Genomic DNA, 15,090 nt, shown 5'->3' with positions numbered 1-15,090 from the left:
TGGTTTTAAATAGATTAAATAATATTAGAAGGATAATTGTACATAAAAGTATTGCAGTTTAAAAGATATAATTGTAAATAGCACATATACTTATGTCTTTAATACAAGATAGATAATCATAAAACAGCAATGTTAGAGTAAAGACTCAGTTTTCATTGTTCCTTTATGATTTACTATAATAATTATATCAAAAAACTTTTTTAAAATCTATTATTTATTTTCCAATTCATTCATTACATCACATATCTCATTTTTTAAATAATCATACTTTTTAGCTTTTTCAAAATAATTTAAAAAAGGCTCAACCCAATCTGGAACTGCTATAGCTTTACCATTATCCTTAACAAAACCCCAATTATTAATTGTTGAATAAGATATATTAGAAATTTTTGAGAAATCATTTAATGAAAGTTCTAAATCTTTTAGTTTTAAGTTAAATTGACCTTTTGTCATAAACATCCTTATTTATCTATATTAGCAGTATTATATCATAAAATTAACTGTTACAGATAATAAGCACTTGACAAATTATACTATATTAGGTTATACTTTTATTAAATTTATCCAATATGGATACACTAGGAGCTATAATGAAAGTTTTAATAGTAATCGGAGTTCTACTTTTATCTTACTTATTATTGATGTTTATAAATTATATAAATGATAAGACTTATAAAAAATACAAATTTAAATGTATAGAAATGGACTTCTTTTTTATTTATGCAGTAATTACAGGTATTGCATATTATGGAAATAGTTGGTATTTAAAAGCATTAGCAGTTGATGGTGATATTTTAAATGGAATATTACTTATGTCAATTGCAGCAGCTTTATTTATATTTATTTTAGTATTAAATATAAAACGTACAACTTTCTTTGTTGGTGTAGGAATTACATTACTACAAACAATTATATTTGTACCATTAGCAGTAATATCATTTTTTCTATTGTTAATTGCCCTGGCTTTCTTTTCACAAACAAAACCTGTATATGTAATCAATAAATAAGGAGTGAATTATGAATAAAGTAAAAGAAGAACACTATTCATATCTATCTTTTAAATTAAGATTAAAAGTATTGAAGTTATTACTTTTAATCTTTCTTCCAATAGTTGCATCATTTTGGATTAGTAATGATACAGAAACAAAAACTGAATTATTAAAGGAAAGATAAAATGAAACCTTTAGGATTATTAGATAGATTAATTTTTATACTTTTATACAAAATTAAAGAAAAATACTTTGAGAAGTTTCTTATGTATATTTTAATCACACATATAGTAACTATAGTTATTACAAGTTCATATGATTCATCTACAATTATGATATTTATACTTAGTTTAGGGCTTTTATTAACAGAGTATTTCTTTATAAGTAACGATTTTAAAAATGAGTTTGAAAGATATGAAAGATATTTAGAATTAAAAGAAAATAAATCTTTTATGAGATAAAAGTTTATAAAATATTAAAATAATTTAAATATAATAAGTTAAAAACAAAGGAAAAAATTGAAGAAAATAATGATAAGAAAAAAGTTAATTATTTTATGAATTTAGTTAAGAGTACCAGTAAACATGAAAAGAAATATCAACATAATGAATCTTTAAAAAAAATACTATTTTAAATTAATGAATAGCACTAGAACATATGCATTAAACTCAAAAGGTATATTAGTAAAAGCATCAGAAACAAAAAAAGAAGAAGATTCTTTCTTTTGTATAAATTGCAAAGAAAAAATGGGTATTAGAAAAGGTAATAAAAGAATACATCATTTTTATCATCTAAATTTAGAGTGTAGTGATGAGACATACCTTCACAAATTAGCAAAAACTATCTTATTTAATAAAATAAATGAAAATAGAACTAATTCCAAAGAAATTGGAATTGGCCTTCAAAAGAGTACAACTACTACTTCATATGAGTCTACAAACGGCTTATTTGGTCCAGAACCAATAGAAAATATTAATGATAGAATAGATTCTATCATATGCAACAATTTAATTGATTTTTTTGATAGTGAAATAGAATTAAAAGAAAGATTAAAAAATTTCTTTAAACAAGTTAAAGCAACTAAGAATAAACAATTAATTGATATCTTTATAAAATTTCATAAATGGTTAAATCAAAGAATAACATATTACATAAATATGAAAATAAACTATGCTCAAAAGGGTAAGTTTAAATATATTAAAAAGTGGCAAAGTATTCAAAATAGCTGGTATAAAATTAAAGATGAAAACAAATTAATTGAGAAACTCTTATTTGTTGATCAATTTCTGAATACAAGAAGACATAGATTTAAAGAAATTTATGATGATCATATTCATATAATAGATTATTTTAGTAACATTTCAAAAAAAAATAAAATTCTATTAATAGAAAATTGCTATCATCCTCATTATTCATTAAAAGAAAAAGAAGAATATAAAGATATATTTTTAAACTTTAATGATGTAAAAGAAATATATTTAGATAATAAAAAACATAAAGGCTATTTAGCAGATATTTTAACAATTGACAATAATGATGTCCCAATTTTTTGGGAAATAGCTGTTAGTCATAAATGCGATCAAGAAAAAATTAATAGTAATATAAGAATCATTGAAATATTAATTAAAAATAATGAAGATATAGAACTATTATCAAATTTAGATTTTTATGGATTAACACTCTCAATTTATAATTTCTAATACATTCTTTTCTTCAATAATTTATTATTACAAAATTACAACTTCTAAATATAAAGATTTCTAAAACTTATCATTTTTGTGAAAAGACAATTTTCATTCTGTAAACTCAACTGTAAACTACTGTAAACTCAAGTGTAAACTGATAAATTTGCAGGTTGTAAACTATAGCTTCTAAAGAGCTTATTTTAGGTATCTTTAGTTTTTTATAAAAAAAAGGAAACGGAGAAATTTTAAATAACAACTAAAAAATAGTATTCAGTTTACAATTTAGATGTTATTATTTTCTTTTTTAAACTGAGACTTTTAGTTTCACAATGTATGTACTCATTGTTTCAAAGTACCTTTAAATTTTTAGTTATCTAGATTCTAGATTTTATCGTATTTCAAAAATCTAAGTTATGCTTAAATGCATCCAAGTTATCAGAACTTTGTTCAAACTGAAAAGTAAGGTTAATACTATAATTACTTCGGGTTGTTAGTCGATTACTCTAACAATATTCATTGCTCTTTTGAAGAAAAATAAAAGAAGATTGACTCAACACATACCTGCAACTTTGAGGCAGGATTAATTTAAAATTTAAATAATAGGCAAATCAAATAAGGTAAATAATGAGAGGAAGTGTATATTATCAGACAGCCGAGCTTACTAAAGTAGTATTTCGGGAAGGTGCAAAAAAAGAGCATAGAATAGATATAAATCATGAACATTATAACTGCATCGCATCATTTAAGACAATGGAAACCTATCGTTCAGTGTGGAATAATTTCTTTAACTATTTAAAAGAACATTTTAAACTAAAAAACTGTGAATACATAACAGATGAACATGTCAAGTCTTACTTTGAATATAAGATAGAATACTATGCTTCAAAACAATATGCAGAAAAGATATCTAGTAGCCTGGGCAAGTTAGAATTTGCTTTAAATAAGTATTCCAAATTAAAATATACAAACAGTGATAAAGATCCAATTATTTATGATTTTAAAGTTAGACAAAATATTTTAGATAATGCCAGAGAATACAATCTCGTAGCAGATAACTATCACAATAGAACATATAAGAATCCATTGTTAATAATTAATAACTTAACAAATGAAAATCATCAAATTGCAGCAATGATTCAATTAACAGGAGGTGCTCGGGTAGAAGCAGTAACTTTAATTAAAAATGAACAGTTAAAAGGGACTAAAATTGATTTAGTATCAAATGAAGAAGTTGGAATTATAGAAAGTTGTGAAAAAGGTGGGAAAGTCGGTGATTTACTAGTTGATTTAAATACTTATAAAAAACTAGAAAAATATTTAGAAAATAATCTAAAATTTAAAATAAATTATCAACAATATTTAAATGATCTTAAGCAAGCTTGCAAGAAGTGTAACCATACCTATCAGAGTTCGCATGGTCTTCGCTGGACCTTTGCTCAAAATAGAGTAAGAGCTTATCAACAAAAGGCTAATTACAAATATTATGAAGCAATACAAGCAGTTAGCTGGGAGATGAAGCATTTTAGAGCTTCAATTACGGAACATTATCTTTCTTAACATTTTATACAATCTTATTTTTATGTAGTTTTCTATTGATAATATTTAACAGCTTATATATTTCAATTTCTTGTTTCTTTTGTTCATTCATTTCAACTTTTAAACCTTCAATTATCTCTATATGTTTTTCATCAAGGTATATTTGTAAATCATGTTGGTTTTCTATTATTTGATAAATATTCTCTTTTTTTAATACTTCTTGATGAATTTCATGGATTAATTTATCTACTTTTTTATCATTGATTAAATTTATTTCATTCTCTAAATTATCAAAATTGTTTACATTTTCAACTCTTAATTTGTAAATATCTTTTTTTATTAATTTATAAAAAAGAAGGAGAGATATAGAAAATATAATAAGAATAAGAATAAGAAGGACTAAGAATAACTCAACTAAATCAGTATATTTAATTAATTGCATTATTCATAGCTTCTTTTAAATCGAAAATTTCAGGGTATTTAGTTATTACCCTCCTAATATATGTATGAGAAATTGATTTGTTATGATATTTACTAAAGAAGTTTGAAATTTCACGATAACTTCTTCTTGAAAGAAGAAGATCATTTACTATTGATGATTTATCTACTAAAAACTCTTCTTTTAATGCACTTCTATTTTGTTTCTTTGATGATTTAATAGTAAACTCATTATATTTCTTTAGATCTTTTGTTAACATTGATTTATTTTTAGAGTTTGCATTTTCGTGTAAATTATAAAAATAATCGATAGCAGAATAAAAAGATTTTAACTCAAGTACTAAATTATCAGTACTTGAGTCTATATTTTTCAATTTAAAGAATTGGTTTCTTTTTTCTGAGAAAATATCTAGTTTAATCTCTTCATTTTGATTTTTAAAGAAATTGTCTAGTCTTTTGATTAAGATATTTGGTAGTTTTGTACTCTCTATTGAATTATTCTTCATTACTGAAAATCTTATTAGTTTTACAATAGTCATCAATAGAATAAGAATTACATGTTCTTAATTCTCCATTGTAAATATCATAATTTGAACCAATCACTTTTTCAATTTTATTATAAGAATCAAGATCATCAGATAAGAGTTCCTTTATTGGATCCAATTTTAATGATATTGCATCCATATTTATTACAACATCATCATTTTTTACATGATATTTATTAGATAATCGATCTACTTTAGCAAATGCTATTTTTTCATTTCTTAATAATAATAGAAATAAACCTATAATTTTGGACTTCAATTCTTTATTATCATCATAGTTTAAGATATTTTGTGCTTTTTCATAGTTCTCTTTATTTACATTAATACTTAATAAAAAATATAAAAAAGAAATATATAATATTCTATAATCGATTAGTAGATATTTAGAATATTCATTTAAATAATTCCTCGTTTTACTTTCTCTTAAAAAAATTGAATCTATTTTATTATTCGTATTTTCCTTAACCTTTTGGCAAATATCAAAAATAATAATAATAAAATTTTTCAAATTTTTTTTATTACTTAAAAGTTCATGTATAAAGTTTAAATTCTCCGTAACATTAATTTCTTCAATTTTCGTTTTCATTTTATTTTAATTCCTTGTATAATTATAAATGAATATATCATTTAGTCTTAAGTTAAACAATATATTCTTTTTAATTCTAATTTCATTTTTAACTTGAAATCACCTATCAGCTTAGCTATCTTTATCTTTTTCCATTAAAGAAAGCTGATACTTCATCTATATCAAATAGAGTCACTCTTTTACTTATTTTAATTGGTGTCAATTTTCCTTGTTTAGCATATAGCCAAACAGTAGAAAGTCCAACTTCATAACGATAAGCAATTGTTTTTGCTCTTAGTTTTTCTTTTATAATATCCTCCTTTAATTTGGATATTGAAATTCTATAGTAATTATTTCTAACAAAATGGAAAAAAAAAGATCCTAAAATTCCTTTATTCCAAAAGAAAAATGGTATAGCATAGTTAATAATTAAAAAAGAGTAAAAGGGGAGACAGATAATGAAGTTGACAAAATATATTTTTTGTCAACTTATAAATGGTATTCAAGTTAGTTTTGTTGTTAGTACATGTACTAATATATAAATAGGCCTATTTTTTTAGTTTTAAAGTTTGGTAATACCCTATTATTAAATACTTACTAGTTCAAGGTATTTTTTCTCTTCAATCATTGATGCCATTTTTGGTATAAATTTTGCATAATTATCATCTGAATAATATCTTAGATCTATATTCGTATCATCAGTTGATTCAGTATCTTCAATGCCAACATCTTCATTATAATAATCCAACAGTTGCCAATCTATAAATTCATAAATCTTTTTTTTAGCTAATTTTGGATTATTTTGTTTTGCAAGGGTATAGTAATCGTAACAAAAAAAGTAATCAGCATATTTTATAGCTTGTTTTTTTTGTTTTTTTGAATTATTTATTGAAATAATATCTAGTTCCATTATCTCATAAGGAGTTTTAAGTATTGACGGATTATCTGTATAATCATTCTTTACTTTTTTAAGATAACAGATTAATTCATTAAGTGGCAAAGATAAATTCACCAATAATTCAGTACATTTCCCATTACGAAACCTTAAAAAAGGTCGCTTAAAATCTGGCATTATTTTATTTTCTAGAATAAAAGTATCATCCTCCTCAATTGGTCCAGATTGAATAATTTTATATCCTTCATTACTGTAAACATTGATCTCATCATCAAGTATATTAGGTTTTTCTTTTTCATATGTTTTTTTTATATATTTTATAATTTCAAAATCTTTGATCTCATCAATTTTTAATAATTCATACGTAGCTTTTTCATTTATACCTAAATCTCGTAAAGAGATTGATATTCTGTCAATCAAACAATTATTAATAAATTCATCTCTCGATTCTTTATTATAATCAAAGTTTGCATTATAAAATTCAATTAAGTCAATTAAACTTTTATCAGTAATCGGCTTATTATCTCTATAACTTAAAAATAGATCATTAATAGCACTAACCTTTCTTATAAGTGTAGCTTTATATTTTTTATTTCTAATTGCCATTTCGTATGCAATACAATTTTGTAATTCATAATCTTCAAATTCTTCTATCTCCTTGTATATATTATCACTTCTTGATAAACTTACATTCATTATCATAATTTTTTCACCTTTTTATAAAATATTTATCTTAGATTATCAAAAACTAACTTTATTATTTAAAATTTTATTAGATAATTTTGTAAAATATATAGTAATAATAATAATATATTTAAGTACTTTTAAAAGGTATATAATTAACTAAATAATAAATATCTCAAAAAGTAATTTGGTTATTTAAGAAATATTAAATGAAAATAAATTTCCTAAACCTATTAAATTAAGTCCTAAAATTACTGTATGGGAAGAGGAGAAGATTAATTATTGGATGAAAGAAAAAATATAAAATGATTTATGATATAATTATCATTATGAACAAAAAAGAAATCTTAAATAAATTAAAAGAACTAAAACCAATATATCAAAATGAAGGCTTAGAAATACTTGGAGTATTTGGAAGTTATGCTAAGGATACTAACACTAAATATAGTGATATTGATATAGCTTATAAATTAGATTATGAAGAATTTTCTAAAAGATATATTGGTGGATTTTCAAAACTTATAAGATTAGATGAAATTAAAGAAGAACTACAATCAATTTTTAAAACAGAAGTTGACTTTGTATCTGATTCAAATAAAAAGATTATGAAAGGCTTAATATATGTCTAAACAAATCAATAAAACAAATATTCTAAATTATTTAAAAGAGCATTATTCTGAATTTAAAAATAAATATAATGTAGAACAAATAGGACTATTTGGAAGCTATGCAAGAGATGAAGCTACAAATAAAAGTGATATAGATATATTTGTAAAAATGAAACCATCATTATTCGATATGGTAGCTATAAAAGAACAAATAGAAAATGATTTAGAAAAGAAAGTTGATATTATTAGAGAACACAAAAATATAAAACCTTTCTTCCTTCAAACAATTAAAAAAGATTTAATCAATGTCTAACAAAGAATTAATACTTTCAACATTAGAAGATATAAAATATTCTCTTGAGTTAATCCAAACAAGAGTAAAAAATATTAATTCTAGTGATGACTTTTTAGAAACTGAAAATGGACTTGAAAAACTTGACAGTATTGCAATGAGATTAGTTGCTATTGGAGAAGGATTTAAGAATATTGACAAACTATCAGATAATCAACTTTTATTAAATTATTCAAATATTCCGTGGAAACAAGTTAAAGGAATTAGAGATATTTTATCACATCACTATTTTGATTTAGATGCTGAAGTAATTTTTAATCTTTGTAAAAAAGATGTAAATGAATTACATGAAACTACAATTCAAATAATAAAAGATATTCAATAAAACTTACTTTATAATAAATTATAGGGTACCTTTTAGGGGTACTTTTACAAAAAATACCTTTAAAGTACCATATATAAAGTAACTTTAATCCCGGACATCTCCACCATATTACAATCTAACACAATTCAAATAAGCCTATTTGATGGTATCTAATCACTTATATAATCTATTCATTAATCTAATACAATATAATTAGTGTCAAGTGCAAACCAAAAATGCACCAATATGCAGTGCAAAAGTGCACCACTTAGTAACACCTATTTATTAGAAATATCTAACAATCCTGCTTCCCTTTTCTGCTTTAATCTATAACTTTCACCTGTTACATTTATTAAATGTGAGTGATGAAGTAATCTATCTAATATTGCTGTTGTTAATGCTTCATCATTGTTGAGTACTAATGTGGAAATTCTTATTTTACGAATTATATGTGATGTTTAAAAGTTGACTTTTATTAAATTATGTTCTATAATAGAGTACATCTATACTCTTTAGTAGAATATTAGTTCTAAATAAGAGTACTATATAAAGGAATATTTATGCTAGATATATTATTTGGAAGTAAAAATGCAGAAAGAGTACTTCAATATCTTTTATCAAAAGAAAGCGGTTACATTAGAGAAATTGCCCAATTTTATGAAGTTAGTCCATCAGTAATAAAAAAACAATTAGACAAATTTGAGCTTGCAAATATTATAGTAGGTAGAAATTTAGCAAATATAAGAATGTATGAGTTAAATAAAAGGTATCCATTTTATGAAGAACTATCTGCTCTATTAAAAAAAGCTCGTTCTACATATTCTGATGAAGAAAGAATGAAGCTTATTAGAAAAAAAAGAGCCCGACCAAGAGCTAATAATAAACCACTTATAATGAGAAATGAAAATGAAAAGTAATCCATTAGATAATTTGTTAACTTTAGAAGAAACGGCAGCTTATGTATGTACAAAGTTAAAAGAAAAGAATATTGATGTTGTCCTATCAGGTGGTTCGTGTATGGAAATATATACAAAATCAAACTTTTCATCTTTAGATATTGATTTTATTCCTAATCCTACAGTTACTTCAAAACAAATTGAAAAAACAATGCTTGAACTTGGATTTAAGAAAACTGAATCAAGATATTATAAATATGACAATAATCCTAACTATATTGAATTTCCAACAGGACCAGTTAGTTTAGGTAATGATTTAACAAAAGAATTTGCTGAATTGAAAACTCACGTAGGTACTCTAACTTTACTTACTCCAACAGATTGTGTAAAAGATAGATTATGTGCATTAATTTATCATAATGGAGAAGAATGTTTTAATCAAGCAATAGCTGTTGCACACTTAAATATTATAGATAAAGAAAATCTTATTGATTGGGCAAGAAAAGAGAATAATAAGATGTTAGAGAAAGTAAATATTCTTTTTGAAGATTTAAATATTTTAAATAAAACGAATATTACAAGTGAAGATATAATTATCTATCTTAATTCAAAAGCAAAAAACTTATATCTTGATATTTATAAAGAAAGTGATTTTGAAGATTTAAAAGATGATTTATTAGATAATTATGTACTAAGACAAATTCTAGAAATAAAAAAAGATATTGAATATTATCCTACAATGGATTCATTTTTTAGAAATTATTTAAAGTAAAATATAAATAATAGAGTATTATTTTATGATACAATTATCATTATGCACAAAGAAGAAATCTTAAATAGATTAAAAGAACTAAAACCTATATATCAAAAAGAAGGTATAGAAATACTTGGAGTATTTGGAAGTTATGCTAAAAATACAAACACTAAATATAGTGACATTGATATAGCTTATAAATTAGATTATGATAAATTTTCTACAAGATATATTGGTGGCTTCTCAAAAGTTTTAAGATTAGACGAAATCAAAGAAGAATTACAATCAATATTCAAAAAAGAAGTTGACTTTGTATCTGATTCAAATAAAAGAATCATCAAAGATTTAATATATGTCTAAAAATATCAATAAAACATATATTTTAAATTATTTAAGAGAACATTATTCTGAATTTCAAAAAAAATATAATCTTGAACAAATAGGATTGTTTGGAAGCTATTCAAGAGATGAAGAAAATCAAGATAGTGATATTGATATATATGTAAAAATGGAACCATCATTATTTAATCTAATAGATATTAAAGAACAAATAGAAAATGACTTAAATAAAAAAGTTGATATTATAAGAGAACATAAAAATATCAATCCTATATTTCTTAAGAGGATTAAAAAAGATTTAATAAATGTGGAATAATTAACTTTTGATATACCGACAAAAATCAATATACAATCCAAAAATGCCTATCCTTTTATAAAAATAACATTAAATAAGATATCACTACTTACACAGAAAGTAAACTATCAATGATTCGTAAAATTTAGATTTAAGAATCAAAAATGATGTGTAAAATTTCCATTACCAACTCATTTGTGATATACTATCAAATCAAAAATGATGTGTAACAATTTTAAATACGCATCAACCACTAATTTATTTAAAGAAAAGGACTTGTTTTGCATAGAAAAAGATGGATTTGGGAACAAGAAAAATACCCTAACTTTACATATGATAGAGATTTAATAGAAAGTTTACATAATAAAGCATCATTTAAACAAGGTAAGTTAAGTAGTTATTTATCAATTCTTGACAACAAAAAGCTTGAAGAGTTTAAAGAAGAAGCAATAATAGATGAAACTATGAGTACGTCTGCAATTGAAAGTGATTATTTAAAAAGAGAAAGTGTTAGAGACTCAATAAGAAAAAAACTTGGATTACTTGAATTATATGAAAATACTGAATACAAAACAGATAATTTAGTAGCTATTCAATTTGATGTTAATTCAAACTATTCACAAGAATTAGAAATTGAGAAGATTTATTCTTGGCACTCTTCCATATTTCCTACTGGCTATAGTGAAGGAATTAGGATTAATGTTGCAAGCTTTAGAGATGAAGGTGAAATGAATATTGTAAGTTCAAGAGGAATAAGTAGTGAAAAACTATATTATACTGCTCCTCCTAGCGATATACTAATAGATGAAGTACATGAATTTTTAATCTGGTTTAATAAAACTGATGATACATTAATAAAATCAGCTATTGCACACTTATGGTTTTTGATAATTCATCCCTTTGATGATGGTAATGGAAGAATTTCTAGAGTTATTGGAGACCTTATATTATCAAGAATCGAAAATATACAAGTTTCGAAGATTTATTCTTTTTCAAAATCAATCAATAAAGATAAAAAGAACTATTACAAAGCATTAGAAGCAACAACAGGTTTTAAGAAGAAAAATGATCCTTTAGACATAACACAATGGCTTATTTGGTTTTTAGAAACATTTATAAAATCAATAGATGAAACACTTGATAAGTTAGCATATATAAAGATTAAAACTAATTTCTGGGATATTCATAAAGATGACAATTTAAATTCAAGACAACAAAAAGTATTAAATAAAATTTTAGATATTGGAGTTGATAATTTTGAAGGTGGATTAACTAAATCAAAGTATATAAGTATTAGTAAAACTAGTTCTGCAACAGCAACAAGAGATATAAAAGAACTTTTGGATAAAAAATGTATTTATCAAATAGAAAATACGGTTGGAAGAGGAACTAAGTATTCAATATTAATTTAAGAATTAATCTCTGTTCTTAAAGAAGGTAGTTAGATATACTGAAAAAAATCATTTTTTCGGTATATTATTTGATTTCTTACATATATAATTTTATAAACTAATATTATACTTTAGGGATGCTTTTATAAATTAAATCAATAAAAACCTATATTTAAGATAACTTAAATCCCGGACATTCCACCAATATACAATCCAAATAAATCTCCACTAAACAATTAAAAAGTAAAATAAAATTCAATACTAAATTTTCATTAAGTCAAGTTTTAGAACAAGTATTCTAAAATCTAATTACAAAATTAAAATAAGTGAATAAAATGAAAAATATAATAAAAGCAATATTGAAAATAACAATAATATCTCAATTAAGTTTTCTAAGTATAGGTGCACTAGCTTCACAAACTAGTGATAAAATCAAAATTGATATTATCTCAGATGTAGTCTGTCCTTGGTGTGCTATTGGATATAAAAGATTAAGTCTTGCAATAGATGAATTAGGAATTAAAGATAAAGTTGAAATCCAATGGCATCCTTTTGAGCTTAATCCTAATATGCCAAGAGAAGGTCAAAATGCAAATAAATACTTGATGAATAAACTAGGTCTTAATAAAGATGCATTAATAAAAAAAAGAGAAAGTGTTACAACACTTGGTGAAAAATCTGGATTTAAATTTAACTATTTTGAAGAGATGAAAAAAGTAAATACATTAAATGCTCATATCTTACTTGATTATGCAAAAGAATTCAACAAACAAACACAATTAAAAGTTCGATTACAAGAGGCATATTTTGGAGAAAAAAAAGATATTAGTAATCGAAATGTGTTAGCAAAGGAAGTTGAAAAAGTAGGTTTAAATGTAGGTGAAGCAATGGCTAGATTAGATAGTAAAGAAGCCATTAAAAGTATTAAAGATCAAGAAAAATATTGGAGAGACCAAGGTGCATCAGCTATTCCAATTATGATTTTTAATAACAATGTAGTAAGAGCAGGAGCAAATAAAGTTTATGAATATAAACAATTATTAACTAAATTACTCTTAAAAAACTAGTCTTTAATTTTTAAACGTAAATATACTTTATATTTTAATTTATCTAATTTAACTGATAAGTCTTCGATATTTTCAGATTCTAGTTTTACTAGCATTTTGTTATAGCTTCGAATTTCTTCATCAGTAATATCTACGATTAATAAATCTTTACTTGAAAATGATTTACTATTAACAGTATCAATCATTTCTTGTATACATTCTTTATTTACTTTTTTATATAATTTCCCATTTCTGTGGTAAACCTTATCAAAATAACCTTGTTCTTCAAAGCTCATAGTTTCCCCTATTATTTTTAAATTATGTTATTTTATCAAAAACACACTAACGATAAGCCTAATCTAAACATATTTAATTCACATCTGCTTGTTACTTTATGTTTACTTTAAAAGAGTACAATAAAAATATAGAAAGGAAATATTATGATAGATACAGCAAACATGGGTATTATGGCAAACCTTATACAGCCAACTTCTAGTTCTATTTCAACTCAAATGATCTCTAAAAAAGATTCAAATGACGATTCGTCTTTAAATAGTGAGGAAATGGGTGTTAGTAATGACATCTTCTCATCATATGATTCTGATTCAAATGGATTAGTAAGTCAATCTGAATTAACAACAGCTATTGATAGTGCAATGTCTGAATTTAGTGGAGGAATGCCTTCAAAAGAAGATTTTCAATCAATGCTTTCATCTTTTGGATTTGAAGGTGTATCACAAAGCCAAAGTGTTTCATCTTCACAAGAAGAGACTATTTCTTCTGTTTTAGCAGAATATGATGCTGATAACTTAAGTCAAAGTGATGCCCAAGCTATTGTGGCAGCTTTTCAAGAAGCAGGAATTGAACCCTCTGAAGAGTTAGAAGCAGCAATGGATGAAGCAGGTTTTGACGCCCAAGAAGTAGGAACGCTTGCAAATGTAGGTCAAGGTGGAACGCCACCACCAGGTGGTGGAGGTGGTGGTGGAGCACAAACTGCATCATCTGAAGAGGAAGAAGAGTATGATGCTCTTGATTTAAATGAAGATGGAGTAGTTTCTTTTGATGAACTTCAAGAAGCATTTGGAACGACTACAGAAGAAGGAACTTCATTAACTCAAAACCAACAAAATGCACTTGATAATTTAGGTATTTTAATGGATATGTTAAAAGCGGGTTCTGAAAATGAAGACTCAGCAGTTGATTCAAAAAGTTTTGATGGATTAATAAAAGCTATTAACAATCAAAACAACAATAGTAATATCAACTTATACTTACAAAACACTACAACAAGTTCACTATCTGGTTACGCATAAACTGCGTAACTAGAATAAGTAATCACAAAGTTATGATTACTTGTTTTTTTCAATCAATCTTTTAGATTCCTCAATACACTTAATAAAATATTTCTTACAATTTAAAATATATACTAATGAAAAAGCAAGTAAACATACAAGAATTCCAAAAATATAATTTATTCCTAAAATACTATTAACTAATTGTGATACTGGCTTAATATTTGTTAATAATAACAAGGCAGAAAATGACACAATAAAAGGCAAAACAACTTTCCAAAAAATTGAAAATGTACTAGAAACACTAATTAAAAGTTTTATACTTGCATAAAAATCGCTTTTTATATAATCTAAAAGTTTATCAAGACTTTCAATCGTTTCAACAGCTAAAATAAAAGCACTTATTTCTTTATATGTTTTATTAAACATTTACTACCTTATAAATTTTCTACTATTCTAGCAAAAAAGATTTACAA

General features: G+C 24.1%; 23 protein-coding genes and 1 pseudogene. 16 read left to right on the top strand and 8 right to left on the bottom strand.

All coding sequences use genetic code 11. The features are described 5' to 3' along the window. Positions 1-210 precede the first annotated feature (210 nt). The gene (locus GBG18_RS12020) at positions 211-453 is read right to left on the bottom strand and encodes a hypothetical protein (protein WP_152191382.1); all 243 of its coding nucleotides are present in this window, start codon (positions 451-453) and stop codon (positions 211-213) included. A gap of 137 nt (positions 454-590) precedes the next feature. Between GBG18_RS12020 and GBG18_RS12015 the strand changes: the two genes are divergently transcribed. The 5 genes from GBG18_RS12015 to GBG18_RS12000 all read left to right on the top strand — a co-directional run bounded on the left by GBG18_RS12015 (position 591) and on the right by GBG18_RS12000 (position 4,231). Further along, positions 591-1,007 carry a hypothetical protein gene (locus tag GBG18_RS12015; protein WP_152191381.1) on the top strand — a complete coding sequence of 139 codons (417 nt, stop codon included), beginning with the start codon at positions 591-593 and terminating at the stop codon, positions 1,005-1,007. 10 nt (positions 1,008-1,017) lie between these two features. After that, positions 1,018-1,173, top strand: coding sequence for a hypothetical protein (locus GBG18_RS15355; protein ID WP_193311135.1), 156 nt, complete (start codon positions 1,018-1,020; stop codon positions 1,171-1,173). Between the two features lies 1 nt (position 1,174). Further along, on the top strand, positions 1,175-1,450 hold the full coding sequence (locus GBG18_RS12010) for a hypothetical protein (RefSeq protein WP_152191380.1): 276 nt from the start codon (positions 1,175-1,177) through the stop codon (positions 1,448-1,450). A 177-nt stretch (positions 1,451-1,627) separates the two neighbouring features. Continuing rightward, positions 1,628-2,689 (top strand): competence protein CoiA family protein, encoded by a 1,062-nt coding sequence (locus GBG18_RS12005; RefSeq protein ID WP_152191379.1) that lies wholly within the window; start codon positions 1,628-1,630, stop codon positions 2,687-2,689. Between the two features lie 609 nt (positions 2,690-3,298). After that, the gene (locus tag GBG18_RS12000) at positions 3,299-4,231 is read left to right on the top strand and encodes a hypothetical protein (protein ID WP_152191378.1); all 933 of its coding nucleotides are present in this window, start codon (positions 3,299-3,301) and stop codon (positions 4,229-4,231) included. A 4-nt stretch (positions 4,232-4,235) separates the two neighbouring features. Here the strand turns inward: GBG18_RS12000 and GBG18_RS11995 are convergent, their stop codons facing one another. The 4 genes from GBG18_RS11995 to GBG18_RS11975 all read right to left on the bottom strand — a co-directional run bounded on the left by GBG18_RS11995 (position 4,236) and on the right by GBG18_RS11975 (position 7,355). Beyond that, on the bottom strand, positions 4,236-4,652 hold the full coding sequence (locus GBG18_RS11995; protein ID WP_152191377.1) for a hypothetical protein: 417 nt from the start codon (positions 4,650-4,652) through the stop codon (positions 4,236-4,238). Beyond that, positions 4,639-5,154, bottom strand: coding sequence for a hypothetical protein (locus tag GBG18_RS11990; RefSeq protein ID WP_152191376.1), 516 nt, complete (start codon positions 5,152-5,154; stop codon positions 4,639-4,641). Before GBG18_RS11990 ends, GBG18_RS11995 begins: the two co-directional genes overlap by 14 nt. Beyond that, positions 5,144-5,779 carry a hypothetical protein gene (locus GBG18_RS11985; protein WP_152191374.1) on the bottom strand — a complete coding sequence of 212 codons (636 nt, stop codon included), beginning with the start codon at positions 5,777-5,779 and terminating at the stop codon, positions 5,144-5,146. The genes GBG18_RS11990 and GBG18_RS11985 overlap by 11 nt, the downstream gene beginning before the upstream one ends. 565 nt (positions 5,780-6,344) lie before the next feature. Further along, complete coding sequence (locus tag GBG18_RS11975; protein WP_152191373.1) at positions 6,345-7,355, bottom strand: hypothetical protein; 1,011 nt, start codon at positions 7,353-7,355, stop codon at positions 6,345-6,347. Between the two features lie 184 nt (positions 7,356-7,539). On the opposite strand from GBG18_RS11975, the gene GBG18_RS15785 reads away from it, so the two are divergent. Genes GBG18_RS15785 through GBG18_RS11955 form a run of 4 tightly spaced genes read left to right on the top strand, consistent with a single transcriptional unit; the run spans position 7,540 to position 8,622 of the window. Then, on the top strand, positions 7,540-7,641 hold the full coding sequence (locus tag GBG18_RS15785; RefSeq protein WP_152191400.1) for a helix-turn-helix transcriptional regulator: 102 nt from the start codon (positions 7,540-7,542) through the stop codon (positions 7,639-7,641). Between the two features lies 1 nt (position 7,642). Then, positions 7,643-7,966 (top strand): nucleotidyltransferase family protein, encoded by a 324-nt coding sequence (locus GBG18_RS11965; RefSeq protein WP_152191371.1) that lies wholly within the window; start codon positions 7,643-7,645, stop codon positions 7,964-7,966. After that, complete coding sequence (locus GBG18_RS11960) at positions 7,959-8,258, top strand: nucleotidyltransferase family protein (RefSeq protein WP_226898704.1); 300 nt, start codon at positions 7,959-7,961, stop codon at positions 8,256-8,258. The genes GBG18_RS11965 and GBG18_RS11960 overlap by 8 nt, the downstream gene beginning before the upstream one ends. Next, on the top strand, positions 8,251-8,622 hold the full coding sequence (locus tag GBG18_RS11955; protein ID WP_152191369.1) for a HepT-like ribonuclease domain-containing protein: 372 nt from the start codon (positions 8,251-8,253) through the stop codon (positions 8,620-8,622). Before GBG18_RS11960 ends, GBG18_RS11955 begins: the two co-directional genes overlap by 8 nt. A 257-nt stretch (positions 8,623-8,879) precedes the next feature. On the opposite strand, the pseudogene GBG18_RS11950 reads toward GBG18_RS11955, so the two are convergent. Beyond that, positions 8,880-9,008: pseudogene (locus GBG18_RS11950) on the bottom strand (ATP-binding protein); the annotation flags it as partial. 153 nt (positions 9,009-9,161) lie between these two features. Between GBG18_RS11950 and GBG18_RS11945 the strand changes: the two are divergent. The 6 genes from GBG18_RS11945 (at position 9,162) to GBG18_RS11920 (ending at position 13,343) form a co-directional block, all read left to right on the top strand. Continuing rightward, positions 9,162-9,518, top strand: coding sequence for a helix-turn-helix domain-containing protein (locus GBG18_RS11945; RefSeq protein WP_152191367.1), 357 nt, complete (start codon positions 9,162-9,164; stop codon positions 9,516-9,518). After that, on the top strand, positions 9,508-10,269 hold the full coding sequence (locus GBG18_RS11940) for a hypothetical protein (RefSeq protein ID WP_152191365.1): 762 nt from the start codon (positions 9,508-9,510) through the stop codon (positions 10,267-10,269). The genes GBG18_RS11945 and GBG18_RS11940 overlap by 11 nt, the downstream gene beginning before the upstream one ends. Positions 10,270-10,311: 42 nt before the next feature. Beyond that, the gene (locus GBG18_RS11935; RefSeq protein ID WP_152191363.1) at positions 10,312-10,611 is read left to right on the top strand and encodes a nucleotidyltransferase family protein; all 300 of its coding nucleotides are present in this window, start codon (positions 10,312-10,314) and stop codon (positions 10,609-10,611) included. Beyond that, a complete protein-coding gene (locus tag GBG18_RS11930) occupies positions 10,604-10,906 on the top strand; it encodes a nucleotidyltransferase family protein (protein ID WP_226896378.1) in 303 nt (100 codons plus the stop codon). The genes GBG18_RS11935 and GBG18_RS11930 overlap by 8 nt, the downstream gene beginning before the upstream one ends. A gap of 260 nt (positions 10,907-11,166) precedes the next feature. After that, on the top strand, positions 11,167-12,297 hold the full coding sequence (locus GBG18_RS11925; RefSeq protein ID WP_152191362.1) for a Fic family protein: 1,131 nt from the start codon (positions 11,167-11,169) through the stop codon (positions 12,295-12,297). A 314-nt stretch (positions 12,298-12,611) separates the two neighbouring features. Further along, a complete protein-coding gene (locus tag GBG18_RS11920) occupies positions 12,612-13,343 on the top strand; it encodes a DsbA family oxidoreductase (RefSeq protein WP_152191360.1) in 732 nt (243 codons plus the stop codon). On the opposite strand, the gene GBG18_RS11915 is transcribed toward GBG18_RS11920, so the two are convergent. After that, the gene (locus GBG18_RS11915; RefSeq protein ID WP_152191358.1) at positions 13,340-13,618 is read right to left on the bottom strand and encodes a hypothetical protein; all 279 of its coding nucleotides are present in this window, start codon (positions 13,616-13,618) and stop codon (positions 13,340-13,342) included. The genes GBG18_RS11920 and GBG18_RS11915 overlap by 4 nt on opposite strands. A 144-nt stretch (positions 13,619-13,762) precedes the next feature. Between GBG18_RS11915 and GBG18_RS11910 the strand changes: the two genes are divergently transcribed. Continuing rightward, positions 13,763-14,635, top strand: coding sequence for a hypothetical protein (locus tag GBG18_RS11910; RefSeq protein WP_152191356.1), 873 nt, complete (start codon positions 13,763-13,765; stop codon positions 14,633-14,635). Between the two features lie 36 nt (positions 14,636-14,671). Here the strand turns inward: GBG18_RS11910 and GBG18_RS11905 are convergent, their stop codons facing one another. Beyond that, positions 14,672-15,043 (bottom strand): hypothetical protein, encoded by a 372-nt coding sequence (locus tag GBG18_RS11905; protein ID WP_152191354.1) that lies wholly within the window; start codon positions 15,041-15,043, stop codon positions 14,672-14,674. Between the last annotated feature and the right edge of the window lie 47 nt (positions 15,044-15,090).

Source organism: Poseidonibacter ostreae (assembly GCF_009208075.1).
Classification (GTDB): Bacteria; Campylobacterota; Campylobacteria; order Campylobacterales; family Arcobacteraceae; genus Poseidonibacter; species Poseidonibacter ostreae.
This window is presented reverse-complemented; position numbering and strand designations above follow the sequence as displayed.

Excerpts from the sequence above, each read along its gene's own strand:
- GBG18_RS12020 (WP_152191382.1), bottom strand. The coding sequence starts at position 453 with ATGACAAAAGGTCAATTTAACTTAAAACTAAAAGATTTAGAACTTTCA.
- GBG18_RS12015 (WP_152191381.1), top strand. The coding sequence starts at position 591 with ATGAAAGTTTTAATAGTAATCGGAGTTCTACTTTTATCTTACTTATTA.
- GBG18_RS15355 (WP_193311135.1), top strand. The coding sequence starts at position 1,018 with ATGAATAAAGTAAAAGAAGAACACTATTCATATCTATCTTTTAAATTA.
- GBG18_RS12010 (WP_152191380.1), top strand. The coding sequence starts at position 1,175 with ATGAAACCTTTAGGATTATTAGATAGATTAATTTTTATACTTTTATAC.
- GBG18_RS12005 (WP_152191379.1), top strand. The coding sequence starts at position 1,628 with ATGAATAGCACTAGAACATATGCATTAAACTCAAAAGGTATATTAGTA.
- GBG18_RS12000 (WP_152191378.1), top strand. The coding sequence starts at position 3,299 with ATGAGAGGAAGTGTATATTATCAGACAGCCGAGCTTACTAAAGTAGTA.
- GBG18_RS11995 (WP_152191377.1), bottom strand. The coding sequence starts at position 4,652 with ATGCAATTAATTAAATATACTGATTTAGTTGAGTTATTCTTAGTCCTT.
- GBG18_RS11990 (WP_152191376.1), bottom strand. The coding sequence starts at position 5,154 with ATGAAGAATAATTCAATAGAGAGTACAAAACTACCAAATATCTTAATC.
- GBG18_RS11985 (WP_152191374.1), bottom strand. The coding sequence starts at position 5,779 with ATGAAAACGAAAATTGAAGAAATTAATGTTACGGAGAATTTAAACTTT.
- GBG18_RS11975 (WP_152191373.1), bottom strand. The coding sequence starts at position 7,355 with ATGATAATGAATGTAAGTTTATCAAGAAGTGATAATATATACAAGGAG.
- GBG18_RS11965 (WP_152191371.1), top strand. The coding sequence starts at position 7,643 with ATGATTTATGATATAATTATCATTATGAACAAAAAAGAAATCTTAAAT.
- GBG18_RS11960 (WP_226898704.1), top strand. The coding sequence starts at position 7,959 with ATGTCTAAACAAATCAATAAAACAAATATTCTAAATTATTTAAAAGAG.
- GBG18_RS11955 (WP_152191369.1), top strand. The coding sequence starts at position 8,251 with ATGTCTAACAAAGAATTAATACTTTCAACATTAGAAGATATAAAATAT.
- GBG18_RS11945 (WP_152191367.1), top strand. The coding sequence starts at position 9,162 with ATGCTAGATATATTATTTGGAAGTAAAAATGCAGAAAGAGTACTTCAA.
- GBG18_RS11940 (WP_152191365.1), top strand. The coding sequence starts at position 9,508 with ATGAAAAGTAATCCATTAGATAATTTGTTAACTTTAGAAGAAACGGCA.
- GBG18_RS11935 (WP_152191363.1), top strand. The coding sequence starts at position 10,312 with ATGCACAAAGAAGAAATCTTAAATAGATTAAAAGAACTAAAACCTATA.
- GBG18_RS11930 (WP_226896378.1), top strand. The coding sequence starts at position 10,604 with ATGTCTAAAAATATCAATAAAACATATATTTTAAATTATTTAAGAGAA.
- GBG18_RS11920 (WP_152191360.1), top strand. The coding sequence starts at position 12,612 with ATGAAAAATATAATAAAAGCAATATTGAAAATAACAATAATATCTCAA.
- GBG18_RS11915 (WP_152191358.1), bottom strand. The coding sequence starts at position 13,618 with ATGAGCTTTGAAGAACAAGGTTATTTTGATAAGGTTTACCACAGAAAT.
- GBG18_RS11910 (WP_152191356.1), top strand. The coding sequence starts at position 13,763 with ATGATAGATACAGCAAACATGGGTATTATGGCAAACCTTATACAGCCA.
- GBG18_RS11905 (WP_152191354.1), bottom strand. The coding sequence starts at position 15,043 with ATGTTTAATAAAACATATAAAGAAATAAGTGCTTTTATTTTAGCTGTT.